Below are 16628 nucleotides of genomic sequence, written 5' to 3' on the forward strand. Positions count from 1 at the left end.
GGGTGCTCCGCCACCCGATTGATCGGCGCTCGCGAGACGTCGGGTGGCTAGGCTGGTGCGGATGCGGCCTGGTCCCCACACCAGGCGCGGCCGCCGTCGCGCGCCGGAACGCATCCCGTTACGCCCCCCGATGCAAGGAGCCACAGGACATGGCCGACTCCAGTTTCGACATCGTCTCGAAGGTCGAGCGGCAGGAGGTCGACAACGCCCTCAACCAGGCCGCCAAGGAGGTCTCACAGCGCTATGACTTCAAGGGCGTGGGCGCCTCGATCGCCTGGTCCGGCGAGAAGATCCTGATGCAGGCGAACTCCGAGGAGCGGGTCAAGGCGATCCTCGACGTCTTCCAGTCGAAGCTGATCAAGCGCGGCATCTCGCTGAAGGCGCTGGACGCGGGTGAGCCGCAGCTCTCCGGCAAGGAGTACAAGATCTTCGCGTCGATCGAGGAGGGCATCTCCCAGGAGAACGCGAAGAAGGTCGCGAAGATCATCCGCGACGAGGGCCCCAAGGGTGTGAAGGCCCAGGTGCAGGGCGAGGAACTACGTGTCAGCTCCAAGAGCCGCGACGACCTTCAGGCCGTGATCGCGCTCCTGAAGGGCCAGGACTTCGACTTCGCGCTCCAGTTCGTGAACTACCGGTAGTCACTGCCTGCCGAAGTACGAGGAAGGGTGGACGCCTCCGGTGCCCACCCCTCTCGTCTGCTCCCCCGTGGCAGATGGCTCAGTCGCGCGAATTGCCGAACAGGAGGCGGTAGACGATCAGCAGGACCAGCGAGCCGCCGATCGCCGCCACCCAGGTCGCGCCGTCGTAGAAGTTCTTGGTGATGGGGTGGTCCAGCCAGCGGGCCGATATCCAGCCGCCGAGGAACGCCCCCACGATGCCGATGAGAGTCGTGCCGATGAAGCCGCCCGGGTCGCGTCCCGGCAGCAGGATTTTGGCGATGACGCCGGCCAACAGTCCCAGGATGATCCAACCGATGATGCCCATGCCCTGAACCTGCCCTTCCGCGCTGTGTTCGCACTGTTCCGGCCCTGTGATTTCGTTCTCGGCCGGCTGTGCCGGACAGGCCGTCCGAGCCATCCGCAGATGGCCGTCGCGCGTCTGTTCGTGTCCCGTCGATGACGAGGACGCCACGGCGATACCCCGCGGTTGCGACGATCAGTAGGGTGCGGTGCATGGCCTCCCCCCTTCCCCGTCTGCGGCGCACGCTGGGCGTACGCGACGCCGTGGTCGTCGGCCTCGGCTCGATGATCGGGGCCGGCGTGTTCTCGGCCCTGGGCCCGGCGGCCCACGCCGCCGGGTCAGGGCTGCTGCCCGGGCTGGCCGTCGCCGCCCTGGTCGCCTACTGCAACGCCATGTCCTCGGCCCGCCTCGCCGCCCGCTACCCACAGTCGGGCGGCACCTATGTGTACGGGCGGGAACGGCTCGGCGCCTTCTGGGGATACCTCGCGGGCTGGGCCTTCCTCGTCGGCAAGACGGCGTCCTGCGCCGCGATGGCGCTCACCGTGGGTGCCTACGCCTGGCCCGGGCATGCGCACGTGGTGGCGGTCACGGCGGTGCTGGCACTGACCGCCGTGAACTACGGCGGCATCCAGAAGTCGGCCTGGCTGACGCGGGTGATCGTGGCCGTGGTGCTGGCGGTCCTCGCTTCCGTGGTGGTCGTGTGCCTGACGTCCGGGCGAGCGGACGCCGGGCGGCTGGACATCGGTCTGTCATCGGGTGTGGGCGGCGTGCTTCAGGCGGCCGGTCTGCTGTTCTTCGCGTTCGCCGGGTACGCGCGGATCGCGACCCTCGGCGAGGAGGTACGGGACCCGCCGCGCACCATTCCGCGCGCGATTCCGCTGGCCCTGGGTATCGCGCTGGTGGTGTACGCGTGCGTGGCGGTGGCCGGCCTCTCCGTGCTCGGCGCCGACGCGCTGGGACGGGCTGGGGCGCCGCTGGCCGACGCGGTGCGGGCGGCCGGGGTGCCCGGGCTGGTACCCGTGGTGCGGGTGGGGGCGGCGGTGGCCGCGCTCGGGTCGCTGCTTGCACTGATCCTGGGGGTGTCACGCACCACCCTCGCCATGGCCCGTGACGGCCATCTGCCCCCGGCGCTGGCCGCCGTGCATCCGCGTTTCCAGGTCCCGCACCGCGCGGAGCTGGCCGTCGGCGCGGTGGTCGCCGTGGCGGCGGCGACGGTGGACGTCCGGGGGGCCATCGGTTTCTCCTCCTTCGGTGTGCTGGCGTACTACGCGGTGGCCAACGCCTCGGCCTGGACACTCGATCCGACCCCGCGAGCCCGCGTGGTTCCGGTGGTAGGCCTGCTGGGCTGTGCGGCGCTCGCTTTCGCGCTGCCGGTGGTGTCGGTGGCCGCGGGAGCGGCCGTACTCGCCGTGGGCGCGTTGGCGTACGCCGTACGGCGGTGGGTGACGGCTCGGTAGCCGACGGCTGCGGCGTACGACGACGAACGCCGACTCGGTGGGCGACGGCTCGGTGGGCGGTCACGGCGTTCTGCGACCTGGAGTCTGCGGCGAAGAGCAGCGCCACGGCAGGCGCGGCGCCCCGCTCAGGAGGTCAGGCCTCTCAGAAGGCCTGCTCCGAAGCCGGAACCGTGCGTATCAGGAGGCCGTCCCACGGCGCCAGATCCGTGCCCTCGTCGGTCTCCTCGTACCAGCCCGTGCCGTTCAGCCAGACGCACAGCCAGTCGGTGAGGGTGGGCGCGTCCAAGAACCAGGCGCCGTCGGCGCCGTTGGCGTTCGGCTCGTAGAGCAGGACCGTGGCCTCCGGGGTACGGCAGTCCACGCACGCGTACATACCGCAGCCCCAGTGGGATATCGGCAGGACGCCCTCCGGCCAGGGCCACTCCGGGTTCTTGCGGCCGTATTCGCGGTTGGTGAGGTACTGGGCGACGGCGGCCGGTTCGCCGGAGGGGGCGGCGTCGAGCAGGGGCAGCAGGCCGTACGACGGGCCGAAGCCTCCGTCGCCCACCTGCTCGTAGAGCGCGGCGAGGAGGGGTGGCAGGGGGAAGCCAAGGGCCTCATGGGCGCGGTCGAGCGTGGCCACGTCGACGGGAGCGGGGAGCGAAGGCCAGCCCCACGGACGGGAGCCGCGGGCCTGTACGGCCACCCGTGTCAGCAACTGCTCGATCTCGGTCATGGCTTCATGATGCAGGCCGCCACTGACAGTCGCGGCTGCCTGTGGACAACCCCCGGCCCGGGTGCGGGCCTGTGCACAACTCGTGTGCGGCAAGGGCCGGATGAGGTGTGGTCAGCGGGCTGCGAACGGCTGGTCCGTGCGCACGATCTCGCGTCCCAGCGGGAGCAGGGAGACAGGGATCAGCTTGAAGTTGGCGATGCCGAACGGGATCCCGATGATGGTCAGGCACATCGCGACACCGGTGACGATGTGGGCGAGGGCCAGCCACCAGCCCGCGAGAACCAGCCACAGGACGTTGCCGACACAGGAGGGGGCACCCGCGTCCCGCCGCTCGACGGTGGTGTACCCGAAGGGCCACAGCGCGTACACGCCGATGCGGAACGCGGCTATGCCAAAGGGAATGCCGACGATCGTGACGCACAGGATCACGCCCGCCAGCAGGTACCCGAGGAACAGCCAGAAGCCGCTCAGGACGAGCCAAATGACGTTCAGGATGGTCTTCACCGCGGGCGACCTGCCATCTTCTCCAGCCGGGCGATCCGCTCCGCCATGGGCGGATGCGTCGAGAACATCTTGGACACTCCCTGGCCCGGACGGAAGGGGTTCGCGATCATCATGTGGCTCGCGGTCTCGATCCGGGGCTCGGGGGGCAGCGGGAGCTGCTTGGTGCCGGCCTCCAGCTTGCGCAGAGCGCTGGCGAGGGCGAGCGGGTCGCCGGTGAGCTGGGCGCCGGAGGCGTCCGCCTCGTACTCCCGGGAGCGGCTGATGGCGAGCTGGATGACGGTGGCGGCGAGCGGGCCCAGGATCATGATCAGCAGCATGCCGAGGAGGCCGGGGCCATCGTCGTCGTCCGAGCGGCCGACCGGGATCAGCCAGGCGAAGTTGACGAGGAACATGATCACAGAGGCGAGGGCGCCGGCGACGGACGAGATGAGGATGTCGCGGTTGTAGACGTGGCTGAGCTCGTGGCCGATCACACCTCGCAGTTCGCGCTCGTCCAGAATGCGCAGGATGCCCTCCGTGCAGCACACGGCGGCGTTGCGTGGGTTGCGGCCCGTCGCGAAGGCGTTCGGGGCCTCCGTCGGGGAGATGTACAGGCGGGGCATGGGCTGGCGGGCCTGCGTGGAGAGGTCGCGGACCATCCGGTACAGCGCTGGTGCCTCGAATTCGCTCACCGGGCGCGCGCGCATCGCGCGTAGCGCCAGTTTGTCGCTGTTCCAGTACGCGTACGCGTTCGTGCCGAGGGCGACGAGGACCGCGACGATCAGACCCGTCCGGCCGAAGAAGCTGCCGATGACGATGATGAGTGCCGACAGTCCCCCGAGGAGGACTGCCGTCCTGAGTCCGTTGTGCCGGCGGTGCACGGTACGCCCTCCAAGTCGTGCGGCAGGGGAACCCTTTGCCTGCGGTGCTGCCTTCCGATCTGCGTTGCCACCGGTGTCGTGGTGTCACGTCCAGTGGACCCTTCCGCATTGGTCAACGCCAGGCGACAGCCACTAGTTCCCTTGTGTCCGCTGTGCGCCGCGTGAGCCGTACGGGTGGGAGCCGCGTGCCACGCGCGCGTAGTGGTGCGCACACGCGCGTGAAGGGCGTCAGAACAGGCCGGTGGCGGCGAAGCGGAGCACCAGCTGGGGCGCGCCGGAGAGGGCGACGCCGAGAGCGCCGGTGAGGGCGAGCGCGGCGGTGAGGGGGGCCGGAAGGCGGTGCCTGGCGGTCTCGCCTTCCGGGGCGCGGAACAACAGGGCCGTCCACTGGAGGTAGTAGTAGAGGGCGATCACCACGTTGACGGCCATGATGACCGCCAGCCAGCCGAGGCCGGCGTCGACGGCCGCGGAGAAGACGGTGACCTTCGCGAACAGTCCGATGATGCCGGGCGGGAGTCCGGCCAGGCACAGCAGGAAGAAAGCCAGGAGCAGGGCGGTCAGCGGGTTCTTGCCGTACAGGCCGCGGTAGTCGGAGAGCCGGTTGAGTTCCTTCGTACGGCCGACCAGGGCGGCCACCGCGAAGGCGCCGAGGTTCACGGCCGCGTACATGAGGGCGTAGGCGACGGTGGAGCCGATGGCCTTCTGGGGGTCCTTGGTGTATCCGGCGGCGGCGATCGGCACGAGCAGATAGCCGGCCTGGCCGACCGATGACCAGGCGAGCAGTCGTACCGCGCTGTACGCGCGCGTGGCCTGCTGGCGCAGGGCTGCGACGTTGCCGACGGTCATGGTGAGGGCGGCCAGGGCGGCGAGTGCGGGGCCCCAGACGTCGGCGTACGACGGGAAGGCGACGACGGTGACCAGGATCAGGCCGGAGAAGCCGACGGCTTTGCCGACGACGGACAGGTAGGCGGCGATGGGGAGCGGGGCGCCGACGTAGGTGTCGGGAACCCAGAAGTGGAAGGGGACGGCGGCCGTCTTGAAAGCGAAACCCACAAGGGTGAGGACGACACCCGTTTGGGCGAGGGTGTGCAGTTGGCCGTCGACGTGCTGGATGCGGTCGGCGACCTGGGTGAGGTAGAGGCTGCCGGTGGTGGCGTAGACGAAGCTGACGCCCAGGAGGCTGACGGCGGTCGCGGTCACCGAGGACAGGAAGAACTTCAGGGCGGCTTCGGAGGACCTCTTGTCGCCGTGCCTGATGCCGACGAGAGCGAAGGCGGGCAGGGAGGCGACCTCCAGGGCGACGATCAGGGTGGCGAGGTCGCGCGAGGCGGGCAGCAGGGCGGCGCCGGCGGCCGAGGAGAGCAGCAGGAACCAGAACTCGCCCTGGGGGTAGCGGCGGTTGCCGTCCTTCAGGGTGGTGACGGACAGCAGGGCTGTGAGCAGGGCGCCGCCGAGCACCAGGAACTGCACGACCAGGGTGAACCGGTCGGCCGTGTAGCTGCACGCGCGCGTGGCGCCCGTCAGGCAGAAGGTGCTGCGGTCGTGGTCCAGGAGCGGCAGCAGCAGGACGGCGGCCGCGGCGAGTCCGGCGACCGAGACCCAGCCGAGGAGCGGCTTCCTGTCCTCGGGCACGAACAGGTCGGCGACCAGGACGGCGAGGGCGACGACCGCGGTGAGGGTGGGCGGCCCGACGGCGAGCCAGTCGACGGACTGGACGAGGTCGGCGGCCAGGGGCTGGGCCAGGGCGCTCATCGGGTGCCTCCTGCGAGGAGCTGCTGCACGGCCGGGTCGGTCAGCCCGAGCAGGGCCTTCGGCCACAGTCCGGCGACGACGGTGAGGGCGACGAGCGGGGTCCAGGCCGCGAACTCGTAGGTGCGGACGTCGGCGAGCTTGGGCATGTCGTGCGGTACGGCGCCCATGCAGACGCGGCGGACCACGGTCAGCATGTACGCGGCCGTCAGAAGGGTGCCGAAGGCGGCGATCGCCATGAAGGTCAGGAAGGCGGGGCGGCTGAGGTCGGCGGCGGGCTTGAACGCGCCGAACAGGGCCAGCATCTCGCCCCAGAACCCGGCGAGTCCGGGCAGTCCGAGCGAGGCTACGGCGGCGAAGGCGAGCAGTCCGCCGAGGCGCGGTGCCTTGCCGTACAGCGCGGCGCCGCTCTCCTCGGCAAGGGTGTCGAGGTCGGTGGTGCCGGTGCGGTCCTTGAGGCCGCCGACCAGGAAGAACAGCAGGCCGGTGATGAGGCCGTGGGCGATGTTGGCGAACAGGGCGCCGTTCACGCCGGTCGGGGTCATGGTGGCGATGCCGAGCAGGACGAAGCCCATGTGGCCGACGGAGGAGTAGGCGATCAGACGCTTGAGGTCGCCCTTCGCTCCCCGTTTGGCCAGGTTCAGGCAGGCCAGGGAGCCGTAGGTGATCCCGACCACGGCGAAGGCGGCGAGGTACGGCGCGAAGGTGCGGAATCCGTCCGGGGCGACCGGCAGCAGGATCCGGACGAACCCGTACGTACCCATCTTGAGCAGGACACCGGCCAGCAGGACCGAGCCGACGGTCGGCGCGGCGGTGTGGGCGTCCGGCAGCCAGCTGTGCAGGGGCCACATCGGGGTCTTGACGGCGAGCCCGATCCCGATCGCCAGAACGGCGATGACCTGCACGGATGTGGTCAGCGACCGGCCGTTGTCAGTGGCGAGTGCCACCATGTCGAACGTGCCCGCCTTGATGCCGATCAGGAGCAGGCCGAGCAGCATGACGACGGAGCCGAGCAGAGTGAAGAGGATGAACTTCCAGGCGGCCTGTGTCCGTCCCTCGCCGCCCCAGCGGGCGATGAGGAAGTACATCGGGATGAGGACCATCTCGAACGCGAGGAAGAACAGCAGCAGGTCAAGGACGGCGAAGCTCGCGAGGGTGCCGGACTCCAGGACGAGCAGCAGTGCGACGAAGGCCTTCGGGGACGGGCCCGCGGGCATCTTGAAGTACGAGTAGAGCGCGCAGAGGAAGGTCAGCAGCGCGGTCAGGACCACGAGAGGGAGGGAGATGCCGTCGACGCCGAGGTGGATGCGCACGTCGAGTGCGGGGATCCAGCTGATGTCGGTCGTGGCCTGCATCCTCGAGGGATGGTCGTGGTCGAAGCCGAGCGCGAGGACGATCGCGGCGATGAGGATCACGCCGGTCACGGTCACGCCGTGGCGGAGCACGGCCTGCTCTGGTGACTTCCCCTTCAGCCCGGGCGGGGCGGGGAGCAGGGCGGCGACGGCGCCGAGAAGCGGGCCGACGACGATCAATGCCAGAAGGAACTGCATCACGGACTCGCTGATATCGATCACGCCTGCTCACGCTCCCGTGGCGACGAGGAGGACGGCGACCGCCAGGACGACGGTGCCGGCGAGCAGCGCGCTCACATAGGTCTGGACGTTGCCGGTCTGGGCCCGCCGTACGGCGGCGCCGAGCAGCCGAGGTGCGGCGGCTGCGCCGCGGACGTAGGTGTCGACGACCTCGCGGTCGAGGAACTGGACAAGGCTCGCCGCGGCCAGGACCGGGCGGACGAACAGCGCGTCGTACACGGCGTCCAGGTGGAAGCCTTCGGCGGAGGGCCGGCGTAGCGGTCCGAGCAGCAGCCTGGCGGGGTCCGCCGGGTCGGGCGCGTAGGCCACGTCGCCGAACGCTGGCTCGTGGGTGGCGATGGCCTCGGCCTCGACCAGTCCGGCGTCGCCCTCGGCGTGCGCGGCGACGGCGCCGATCGGGGCGCCGGCGGCCAGCGCCCTGGTGCGCTGCCATGCGCCGTAGGTGACGAGTCCGCCGACGAGTGCGAGGCCGGTGCCGAGGATCGAGGTGGTGAGGGTCGGAGTGAGGTCGCGGCCGTCGAACCAGCCGGGCAGCGACCGGTAGGCAAACCCGCCGAAGGCGAGGGACGGGACGGCCAGGACCCACAGCACCCCTGTCATGGACAGCGGCTGCCGGCCGTGGTCCGGGGCCTCGGTTCCCCGGCCGCGGAAGGCGAGCAGCCACAACCGGGTCGCGTACGCGGCGGTGAGTACGGCGGTGACCAGGCCGGCGACGAGGACGATCCAGCCGGCGCTGCCGGGGGCGTGCGCGGTGTGGCCGGTGGCCGCATGCTCGGCGGCACCCAGGACGGACTCCTTGGAGAAGAAGCCGCTGAAGGGCGGGATCGCGGCGAGCGCGAGGAGCGCCACGGTCATCGTCCAGTAGGCGTCCGGGACGCGTTCGCGCAGCCCGGAGGTGCGGGACATGACGGCCAGCGAGTTGGTGCCGGCGGCGTGGATGATCACGCCGGCCGCGAGGAACAGCAGTGCCTTGAAGGCGCCGTGGGACAGGAGGTGGAAGACGGCGGCACCGCGGTCACCGACGGCGAGGGCGCCGGTCATGTAGCCGAGCTGACCGATCGTCGAGTAGGCGAGGACGCGCTTGATGTCGTCCTGGGCGAGGGCGGCGAGGGCCGAACCGACCATCGTGACGGCGCCCATGACGGCGAGGACGATCATCACGGCCGCACTGGCCTCGAAGACCGGAAGGAGGCGGGCGACGAAGTAGACACCGGCGGCGACCATCGTGGCGGCGTGGATCAGCGCGGAGACCGGGGTCGGGCCCGCCATGGCGTCGGGGAGCCAGGTGTGCAGCGGGAACTGCGCCGACTTGCCCGCCACGCCGCACAGGAGCAGCAGGGCGACCAGGGCCGGATGGTGCAGTCCGCCGTTCGCGACGGTGCCGAGGACGGTCGTGATGCGGAAGGACCCGGCGTCGGTGGCGAGCGCGAACAGGCCGATCAGGAACGGCACGTCGCCGAGCTTGGTGACCAGGAAGGCCTTGATGGAGGCGGCGCGGGCCTCGGGGGTCTCCCAGTAGTGGCCGACCAGGAAGTAGGAACAGATGCCCATGACTTCCCAGCCGACCAGCAGCACGATCAGGTCGCCGGAGTAGACGACCAGCAGCATCGCGGAGGTGAAGAGGGAGACGAGGGCGGCGTACGAGGGGTAGCGCGGGTCGTCGCGCAGGTAGCCGGTCGAATAGATCTGCACACAGGTGGCGACGAAGGCGACCAGGACGGCGACAAGGGCGGCGAAGCCGTCGATGTGCAGGGCGAGTTCGATCGGGACCGAGCCGGTCGGGGTGAGCTGGGTGTGGGCGTCGACGGCCCGGCCGCCGCCCTGATCGACGGCGACCGTGATGGCCAGCGCGAGCGTGGCGAGCGTCGGCAGGACCGCGAGCAGGCGGACGAAGCCGGGGGCCGAGCGTCCCATGAGCAGGCCGGCCGCGGCGGCCAGGAAGGACAGGAGGGGGACGAGGACGGCGAGGTGTGTCGTGGTCACGCGGTGGCCTCAGCCTTCTCGTCGGCCGTCCCGTCCGTGGGCGTGCCGTGCTCGTGGCCCTCGGCGGTGTCGCGGAGCCGGTCGATGGCGGAGGTGCCGCGGTTGCGGTAGACGGAGAGGACGATCGCCAGGCCGATGCCGATCTCGGCGGCGGCGATGGCGATGGTGAACAGGGTCAGCGCCTGGCCGGAGTGGAGGGTGTCCCGGGCGGCCTTGCTCAGCCACACGTCGAAGGCGACGAGGTTGAGGTTGACGGCGTTGAGCATCAGCTCGACCGACATCAGTACCAGGATCGCGTTGCGGCGGGCGAGGACGCCGTAGAGGCCGGTGCAGAAGAGGAGGGCGGAGAGGACGGCGGGATAGGCGAGGTGCATCAGCGGGCGCCTTCCTGCTCGATCGGGTGAATCCCGGAATCCGTGACGGAAGGGGAACTCTGCGTGACGGGTCGGCCGTTCACAGGGGGCGGGGCCGAGTCCGCCTTCGACTTCCGGGACAGGACGATCGCGCCGACCAGGGCAGCGAGGAGAAGCACGGAGAGGGCCTCGAAGGGCAGGACCCAGTTCTGGAAGAGGCTCTGGCCGGTGACCTTCGTCGAACCGGCGGCGGCGCCGTCCAGGTCGATCCAGGTGGTGCGGAAGGCATCCACGACCACCCAGACCAGGGCGGCCGCGGCGGCCACGGCGACGGCCAGCGCCGCCCAGCGGTTCCCGGAGTCGGCGTCCGGGGAGCGGCCGATCGGGGCCTTGGTGAGCATCAGACCGAAGAGAAGGAGGACGACTACGGAACCCACATAGATGAGGACCTGCACCCAGGCGATGAACTCGGCGGTCAGCAGCAGGTATTCGACGGCGAGACCACCGAGGCTGACCACCAGCCACAGGGCGGCGTGCACCAGCTGATGGGTGGTCACCGTGACGAGGGCGGCGCCGAAGGTGACCAGGGCGACGAGGAGGAAGGCGATCTCCACGCCGGTCGGGGACAGGAAGCCGTGCGGCGCCTGGGCGAGGAAGGTCACGACTCCCCCTCCCCCGGCTCGGCCTGGGCGGCGGCGAGCTTCTCGGCGGTCTTTCGGGCGGCGGCGATCTCCTTCGGTTCCTCCGCGCCGAGGTCGAGGGCGGGCGGGGCCGGGACCGTCCACATCCACTCGCGGAGCTTGTCTCGCTCGTGGGTGAGGTCACGGATGTCGGTCTCGGCGTACTCGAACTCCGGGGACCAGAACAGGGCGTCGAAAGGGCAGACCTCGATGCAGATACCGCAGTACATGCACAGGGAGAAGTCGATGGCGAAGCGGTCCAGGACGTTGCGGCTGCGTTCGCGGCCGCCCGGGGTCGCCGCCGGGACGGTCTCCTTGTGGGAGTCGATGTAGATGCACCAGTCGGGGCACTCACGGGCGCAGAGCATGCAGACCGTGCAGTTCTCCTCGAACAGGCCGATCACACCGCGGGTGCGGGGCGGGAGCTCGGGCAGGGCGTCCGGGTACTGCTCGGTGACCGATTTCCGGGTCATCGTGCGCAGGGTGACGGCCAGGCCCTTGGCGAGGCCACTGCCGGGGATGGGGGCCATGGTTAGGAGATCACCACCTTGACGATGCCGGTGAGGGCGATCTGGGCGAGAGAAAGGGGGACGAGGAGGGTCCAGGAGAACTTCTGCAGCTGGTCCTCGCGCAGGCGGGGGTAGGTCACGCGGAGCCAGATCACGACGAAGGCGAGGAGCGCCGACTTCAGGAGGGTCCACAGCCAGCCGAGGCCGTCGGCTCCCCACGGGCCGTGCCAGCCGCCCAGGAAGAGGACGGTGGTCAGGCCGCACAGGACGACGATCCCGGCGTACTCGGCGAGCAGGAACAGGGCGAAGCGCAGGCCGGTGTACTCGGTGTACGCGCCGAAGATGATCTCCGTGTCGGCGACGGGCATGTCGAAGGGGGGCCGCTGGAGCTCCGCGAGGCCGGCGACGAAGAAGACCAGGCCTCCGGTGATCTGCCAGGGCAGCCACCACCAGTGGAAGGCACCGACGATGCCCGGCAGGGAGACCGTACCGGCCGCCATCGCCACGGAGGCGGCGGCGAGCAGCATGGGAAGTTCGTAGGCGAGTAGCTGGGCGGCGGTGCGCAGGCCGCCGAGGAGGGAGAACTTGTTGGCACTGGCCCAGCCGGCCATGAGCGAGCCGAGGACACCGACGCCCATCACGGCCAGCACGAAGAACACACCCGCGTCCAGAACCTGGCCGACGGCACCCTCGCCGGGGCCGATCGGGATGGCGAGCAGCACAAGCAGATACGGGAGGAGGGCCACCGCGGGCGCCAATTGGAAGATACGGCGGTCCGCGCCCGCCGGAACCACGTCCTCCTTCTGCGCGAACTTCACTCCGTCGGCGATCAGCTGGGCCCAGCCGTGGAAACCACCGGCGTACATCGGGCCGAGGCGGCCCTGCATATGGGCCATCACCTTGTGCTCGGTCTGACCGACGATCAGGGGGAAGGTGAGGAAGACGACGAACACGACGAGGAGTCGCAGGGCGACGTCCAGAGCGTCGTTCACTGCGGGCCTCCTTGGCGGTCGTCGTGGGGGGCGGATTGTTCGGGGGTGGCGGTGTCCGGTGTGGCGTTGTCCGGGGTCGCGGCCGGGGCTTCACGGCTGGGAGGGGCGTCGGGGGCGAAGGCTTCGGAGGCCGGGGCCTCAGAGGCGGGGGAGTCGGAGGCTGAGGCGTCGGAGGTGTCGGGGGGTGAGGTCTCAGGTTCGGCGGCCTCAGCGGCCTCGACGGCCTCGGGATCCTCTGGGGTCTCGGGCGCGGCAGGCTTCGGCTCGGACGCGTCCGGTGCGGTCGGCCCGAGCGTGGCCGACTCAGACGGCGCCGACTCAGGCCCAGCTGAATCCTGCGCCGTCGGCTCAGGCCCAGCCGAATCCTGCGCCGTCGGCTCAGGCCCAGCCGAATCCTGCGCCGTCGGCTCAGGCCCAGCCGAATCCTGCGGCATCGGCTCCCCCGCCCCCGCCCCCGCCTTCTCGGCCTCCGGCCCGGCCCCGCGTGTCTCGGTCGCCTCGGTCGGCTCGCCCGGCCCGGCCGACGTAACCCGCCGCTCTGCGCCTCCAGGTTCGTCGAAGGCCGGGCGGGCGTGGTGCCACGGAGCGTCGGCGCTGCGTGGGGTCGAGGGGCGGGCCGGGGTGGCGGGTTCTGCCGGCGGTGTCGTCTGCTGCGTGCGCTGCGACGCGGAGCCGCCCGAGGCGGTACGTGCCCGGCGCGGTCCCCGGGGAGCGGCGGCCGTCGGCTCCTCCGCCGGAGCGGTCTCGTCTGCTGCGGATGCCGCGCGCTGCGAGGCGGAACCCTCGCTCACGCTCCGCCCCCGGCGCGGAGCCGCCGACGGCGGCCCCCCAGAAGCGCCCGGTTGGGAAGCAGAAGCCTCGCCCGCACTCCGCCCCCGGTCCGCAGCCGCCGACGGCTGCCCCGCAGAGGTGGCTCGCTGGGAAGCGGACCCCTCGCCCGCACTCCGTCCCCGACGCGGGGTGGGCGTCGGCTGTGCCTCGGCGGGCGCGTCCGCCGCAGGCGTCGGGGCTGGCGTGCCCGCCCCGGCTGTCTGGCTGGCCGAGCCCTCCGCTGCTGTGCGGGAGCGCCGTACCGGGCGTTCGCCGGGCTCGCGGGCCGGGCGTTCGCCGGTGGGGCGGCCTGCCGCGGCTCGGGCGGGGCGGGCGGGCACAGGGGGGAGCTGGCCTTTCAGGGGACCCCATTCGTTGGGGTCGGGGACGCCTGGGGGAAGCATCTGGCGACGCCTGGGGCCGCCGTGGTCGGACTCGCCGGGTTCCTTGGCGCCGGGCCAGGCCTTGGCGACACGGGCCGCCAGGACGAAGTCCTTGCGGAGGGGGTGGCCCTCGAAGGTTTCCGGAAGGAGGAGATGGTCCAGGCCGGGGTGGCCGGAGAAGCGGACGCCGAACATCTCGTGGGTCTCGCGTTCGTGCCAGCGGGCGCCCGCGTAGACGCCGACGGCGGACGGGAGTTCGGGGGCGGAGTGCGGCACGGTCGTACGCAGGAGGAGGCGGCGGACCGGGGCGAGGGCGATGACGTGAGCGGAGACTCGGAAGCCGGTGCCGGGCTCGTCGACCGCGCTCAGCCAGTCGAAGAAGGTGCAGGTCAGCGTCGTACGAGCGGTCTCCAGGGCGGCCAGCCAGGAGGTTGGAGGGACATCGACCGTGAGGACCTCGTAGGACTCCTCGGCCGTGGCGTCCGTGCCGAAGAGTTCGTCCACGGGGGCGGGGAGCCAGCCGGTGGGGGCGCTCATCGCGTGTCCCCTTCGGCGGCGGGGTCCGGCGGCCGCACCAGGCCGCTCTGGAGGGCCGCGGCGGACGGGCGGGGGGTGTCGTAGCGCTCGCCCAGGGACTCCGCGGCGATCTTCTCCTGGAGTTTGAGGATGCCCTGGAGGAGGGCCTCGGGGCGCGGCGGGCAGCCGGGGACGTAGACGTCGACCGGGATGATCTGGTCGACGCCCTTGGTGACGGAGTAGGAGTCCCAGTACGGGCCGCCGCAGTTGCTGCACGCGCCGAAGGAGATGACGTACTTGGGCTCGGGCATCTGCTCGTACAGACGCTTGACCGCCGGGGCCATCTTGTCGGTGACCGTGCCCGAGACCACCATCAGATCGGCCTGGCGGGGGCCCGGCGCGAAGGGAATCACCCCGAGGCGGATGAAGTCGTGGCGGGCCATCGACGCGGCGATGAACTCGATCGCGCAGCAGGCGAGGCCGAAGTTGAAGACCCAGAGCGAGTATCGGCGGCCCCAGTTGAGGACGACCTTCATCGGCTCGGGGGCGAGACGGGCGAGCGCGCCCAACCGTTTCGGTTCCGGGAGCAGCACGGGCTCCGACGGCGTCACGTCCATGTCAGGACGCCCTTCTTGTATGCGTACAGCAGGCCGACGGCGAGGAAGCCGAGGAAGACGAACATCTCCACGAGCGTGGTGGCGCCGTAGCCGGGGGCGGCGAAGACCGTCGCCCAGGGGAACAGGAAGATCGAGTCGACCGCGAAGATGACGTAGAGGAAGGCGTAGACGTAGTAGCGGACCTGGGTGTGTGCCCAGCCCTCGCCGACGGGGTCGACACCGCACTCGTAGGTCAGGAGTTTCTCGGGCGTGGGGACCACGGGGCGCAGTAGCCGGCCGGCTCCGAAGGCGGCGGCGACGAAGAGCACGCCGATGAGTGCCAGCAGTCCCACGACCGAGTAGGACGCGAAGTAGTCCGCGGCGACGACCACGGACGGCTCACCGCTCACCGTCTCCCACATCGTCCGTCCCCTCACTCCCTCGACAGACAACGGGCCGGCCCCGGCCCCGCGTCGTGACCTCAGTCAACTCTTGATTCGACGATCTGTACGCACGCGAGTCTAGGCCCTGATAAAGACACGGTAAGCAGCCCGTCACACGGTGAGACGTGACAGCGGGGCGACTGGTGGGGTTTTCCCCAGGGTGGCCTGGGCGGCGAACTCCATGGCATTGCGTCACGGCACACGGCACGCTGGCGCATATGACCGCACCCGCACCCCGATTCAGCAGCCTGGCCGACGGCGGAGAAGACCGCGACCGGCTGCCGCCCGTCCGCTTCGCCTACGACGGTCACACCTGGAAGGAGATCGCGCACCTCCTGCTGAACCTGCCGATAGCGCTGTTCGGCTTCATCTATGTGTTCACGTCGGTGTGGGTGAGCGGCGTGCTGACGATCACCGTGGTCGGCATCCCGCTGCTCGCCGGCACGCTGGTGGGCGCCCGGCAGCTGGGGAAGCTGGAGCGGGCACGCGCGCGTGCGCTGCTCGGGGTGCGGGTGGAGGAGCCGACTCCGCTGCCGTGGTCCAAGCGGGGTGCGCGCACTCAACGGCTGTGGATGGCGCTGAAGGATCCGGTGGGCTGGCGGACGCTGCTGTACGACTTCATCCGGTTGCCCTGGGGCATCCTCACCTTCTGCATCGTGGTGACGTCGTTGTTCGTGCTGTGGCCGGTGCTGCCGTTCATCGCGCGCGGGCTGGCGAACGCGGACCGGGCGATGGTCCGGGGTCTGCTGTCGCCCTCCGACGAGTTGGAGCGCCGGATCGCCGAGCTGGAGTCGGACCGGGGGGTCGTGGTGGACACGGCCGCCGCCGACCTGCGGCGTATCGAACGGGATCTGCACGACGGGGCGCAGGCCCGTCTCGTCAACCTCGCCATGGGGCTCGGTCTGGCGAAGGAGAAGCTGCTGGAGGATCCCGAGGGGGCCGCCGCGATGGTCGAGGAAGCGCACGGCGAGGTGAAGCTGGCCCTTCGGGAGCTCAGGGACCTCGCCCGGGGCATCCACCCGGCGGTGCTGACCGACCGGGGGCTGGACGCGGCGCTGTCCTCGGTCGCCTCGCGCTGCACGGTACCGGTCCAGGTGACCGCCGACCTGCCGTCCAGACCGGCGCCCGCGATCGAGGGCATCGCCTATTTCACCGTCTCCGAGCTGCTGCAGAACATCAGCAAGCACAGCGGGGCGCGCAGCGCCTCGGTCGACGTGTGGCTCGCCGACGACCGGCTGCTGATCCAGGTACGGGACGACGGACGCGGCGGCGCGAGCCTGAACGGCGGCACCGGGATGCGCGGGCTCGCCGACCGGCTGGGCGCGGTGGACGGCCTGTTCGTCGTCGACTCTCCGGCCGGCGGTCCCACGACGGTCACCGCCGAGCTGCCCTGGCGCGACCGCGGGTAGGACCGAGAGGTAGGGAAAACCCCCCGTTCAAGATGCCGACGGCCTCCATGGTTCGTGGCGCTGCGGCACAGCAGGGTGGAGGTACGGCAGGGACAGGCCTGACGGGACGGGCTGGGA

17 protein-coding genes are annotated in these 16628 nt (G+C 70.9%); 3 read left to right on the forward strand and 14 right to left on the reverse strand.

Going from position 1 to position 16628, the window contains the following annotated elements; translation table 11 throughout:
* Nucleotides 1-149: 149 nt before the first annotated feature.
* Nucleotides 150-638, forward strand: coding sequence for a YajQ family cyclic di-GMP-binding protein (locus ACZ7OO_RS03595; RefSeq protein ID WP_307621912.1), 489 nt, complete (start codon nucleotides 150-152; stop codon nucleotides 636-638).
* Nucleotides 639-717: 79 nt separating this feature from the next.
* Here the strand turns inward: ACZ7OO_RS03595 and ACZ7OO_RS03600 are convergent, their stop codons facing one another.
* Nucleotides 718-984, reverse strand: a complete 267-nt coding sequence (locus ACZ7OO_RS03600; RefSeq protein ID WP_471501028.1) for a GlsB/YeaQ/YmgE family stress response membrane protein — start codon at nucleotides 982-984, stop codon at nucleotides 718-720.
* 188 nt (nucleotides 985-1172) lie between these two features.
* On the opposite strand from ACZ7OO_RS03600, the gene ACZ7OO_RS03605 reads away from it, so the two are divergent.
* Nucleotides 1173-2417, forward strand: a complete 1245-nt coding sequence (locus tag ACZ7OO_RS03605; protein WP_471501030.1) for an APC family permease — start codon at nucleotides 1173-1175, stop codon at nucleotides 2415-2417.
* A gap of 142 nt (nucleotides 2418-2559) precedes the next feature.
* On the opposite strand, the gene ACZ7OO_RS03610 is transcribed toward ACZ7OO_RS03605, so the two are convergent.
* The 13 genes from ACZ7OO_RS03610 to ACZ7OO_RS03670 form a co-directional block, all read right to left on the reverse strand.
* Nucleotides 2560-3132, reverse strand: a complete 573-nt coding sequence (locus tag ACZ7OO_RS03610) for an SMI1/KNR4 family protein (protein WP_471501032.1) — start codon at nucleotides 3130-3132, stop codon at nucleotides 2560-2562.
* A 111-nt stretch (nucleotides 3133-3243) separates the two neighbouring features.
* Nucleotides 3244-3636 (reverse strand): YccF domain-containing protein, encoded by a 393-nt coding sequence (locus ACZ7OO_RS03615; protein ID WP_471501034.1) that lies wholly within the window; start codon nucleotides 3634-3636, stop codon nucleotides 3244-3246.
* Entirely contained in the window at nucleotides 3633-4496 is an 864-nt protein-coding gene (gene htpX, locus ACZ7OO_RS03620) for a zinc metalloprotease HtpX (RefSeq protein WP_471501036.1), read from the reverse strand. The genes ACZ7OO_RS03615 and htpX overlap by 4 nt, the downstream gene beginning before the upstream one ends.
* Nucleotides 4497-4724: 228 nt before the next feature.
* Complete coding sequence (locus ACZ7OO_RS03625) at nucleotides 4725-6248, reverse strand: NADH-quinone oxidoreductase subunit N (protein WP_471501038.1); 1524 nt, start codon at nucleotides 6246-6248, stop codon at nucleotides 4725-4727.
* Nucleotides 6245-7819: an NADH-quinone oxidoreductase subunit M gene (locus tag ACZ7OO_RS03630; RefSeq protein ID WP_471501040.1), complete on the reverse strand. Its 1575-nt coding sequence runs from the start codon at nucleotides 7817-7819 to the stop codon at nucleotides 6245-6247. The genes ACZ7OO_RS03625 and ACZ7OO_RS03630 overlap by 4 nt, the downstream gene beginning before the upstream one ends.
* 6 nt (nucleotides 7820-7825) lie before the next feature.
* Nucleotides 7826-9820 (reverse strand): NADH-quinone oxidoreductase subunit 5 family protein, encoded by a 1995-nt coding sequence (locus ACZ7OO_RS03635; RefSeq protein WP_471501042.1) that lies wholly within the window; start codon nucleotides 9818-9820, stop codon nucleotides 7826-7828.
* The gene (gene nuoK, locus ACZ7OO_RS03640) at nucleotides 9817-10194 is read right to left on the reverse strand and encodes an NADH-quinone oxidoreductase subunit NuoK (protein WP_471501044.1); all 378 of its coding nucleotides are present in this window, start codon (nucleotides 10192-10194) and stop codon (nucleotides 9817-9819) included. Before nuoK ends, ACZ7OO_RS03635 begins: the two co-directional genes overlap by 4 nt.
* On the reverse strand, nucleotides 10194-10835 hold the full coding sequence (locus ACZ7OO_RS03645) for an NADH-quinone oxidoreductase subunit J family protein (RefSeq protein ID WP_471501046.1): 642 nt from the start codon (nucleotides 10833-10835) through the stop codon (nucleotides 10194-10196). Before ACZ7OO_RS03645 ends, nuoK begins: the two co-directional genes overlap by 1 nt.
* Nucleotides 10832-11383 carry a NuoI/complex I 23 kDa subunit family protein gene (locus tag ACZ7OO_RS03650; RefSeq protein WP_471501048.1) on the reverse strand — a complete coding sequence of 184 codons (552 nt, stop codon included), beginning with the start codon at nucleotides 11381-11383 and terminating at the stop codon, nucleotides 10832-10834. Before ACZ7OO_RS03650 ends, ACZ7OO_RS03645 begins: the two co-directional genes overlap by 4 nt.
* A 2-nt stretch (nucleotides 11384-11385) precedes the next feature.
* Nucleotides 11386-12354 carry a complex I subunit 1/NuoH family protein gene (locus tag ACZ7OO_RS03655; RefSeq protein WP_471501050.1) on the reverse strand — a complete coding sequence of 323 codons (969 nt, stop codon included), beginning with the start codon at nucleotides 12352-12354 and terminating at the stop codon, nucleotides 11386-11388.
* Nucleotides 12351-14084, reverse strand: coding sequence for an NADH-quinone oxidoreductase subunit C (locus ACZ7OO_RS03660; RefSeq protein WP_471501052.1), 1734 nt, complete (start codon nucleotides 14082-14084; stop codon nucleotides 12351-12353). The genes ACZ7OO_RS03655 and ACZ7OO_RS03660 overlap by 4 nt, the downstream gene beginning before the upstream one ends.
* Nucleotides 14081-14680, reverse strand: a complete 600-nt coding sequence (locus tag ACZ7OO_RS03665; RefSeq protein WP_471501054.1) for an NADH-quinone oxidoreductase subunit B — start codon at nucleotides 14678-14680, stop codon at nucleotides 14081-14083. The genes ACZ7OO_RS03660 and ACZ7OO_RS03665 overlap by 4 nt, the downstream gene beginning before the upstream one ends.
* Nucleotides 14671-15081, reverse strand: a complete 411-nt coding sequence (locus ACZ7OO_RS03670; RefSeq protein WP_471501056.1) for an NADH-quinone oxidoreductase subunit A — start codon at nucleotides 15079-15081, stop codon at nucleotides 14671-14673. Before ACZ7OO_RS03670 ends, ACZ7OO_RS03665 begins: the two co-directional genes overlap by 10 nt.
* A 239-nt stretch (nucleotides 15082-15320) precedes the next feature.
* Between ACZ7OO_RS03670 and ACZ7OO_RS03675 the strand changes: the two genes are divergently transcribed.
* A complete protein-coding gene (locus ACZ7OO_RS03675; RefSeq protein WP_471501058.1) occupies nucleotides 15321-16511 on the forward strand; it encodes a sensor histidine kinase in 1191 nt (396 codons plus the stop codon).
* Nucleotides 16512-16628: the final 117 nt, after the last annotated feature.

Source organism: Streptomyces sp. NPDC111744, from assembly GCF_055634995.1.

Coding starts and splice junctions, on each gene's coding strand:
- ACZ7OO_RS03600 (WP_471501028.1), bottom strand. CDS start 984: ATGGGCATCATCGGTTGGATCATCCTGGGACTGTTGGCCGGCGTCATC.
- ACZ7OO_RS03650 (WP_471501048.1), bottom strand. CDS start 11,383: ATGGCCCCCATCCCCGGCAGTGGCCTCGCCAAGGGCCTGGCCGTCACC.
- ACZ7OO_RS03665 (WP_471501054.1), bottom strand. CDS start 14,680: ATGGACGTGACGCCGTCGGAGCCCGTGCTGCTCCCGGAACCGAAACGG.
- ACZ7OO_RS03660 (WP_471501052.1), bottom strand. CDS start 14,084: ATGAGCGCCCCCACCGGCTGGCTCCCCGCCCCCGTGGACGAACTCTTC.
- ACZ7OO_RS03675 (WP_471501058.1), top strand. CDS start 15,321: ATGACCGCACCCGCACCCCGATTCAGCAGCCTGGCCGACGGCGGAGAA.
- nuoK (WP_471501044.1), bottom strand. CDS start 10,194: ATGCACCTCGCCTATCCCGCCGTCCTCTCCGCCCTCCTCTTCTGCACC.
- ACZ7OO_RS03605 (WP_471501030.1), top strand. CDS start 1,173: ATGGCCTCCCCCCTTCCCCGTCTGCGGCGCACGCTGGGCGTACGCGAC.
- ACZ7OO_RS03595 (WP_307621912.1), top strand. CDS start 150: ATGGCCGACTCCAGTTTCGACATCGTCTCGAAGGTCGAGCGGCAGGAG.
- ACZ7OO_RS03625 (WP_471501038.1), bottom strand. CDS start 6,248: ATGAGCGCCCTGGCCCAGCCCCTGGCCGCCGACCTCGTCCAGTCCGTC.
- ACZ7OO_RS03670 (WP_471501056.1), bottom strand. CDS start 15,081: ATGTGGGAGACGGTGAGCGGTGAGCCGTCCGTGGTCGTCGCCGCGGAC.
- ACZ7OO_RS03610 (WP_471501032.1), bottom strand. CDS start 3,132: ATGACCGAGATCGAGCAGTTGCTGACACGGGTGGCCGTACAGGCCCGC.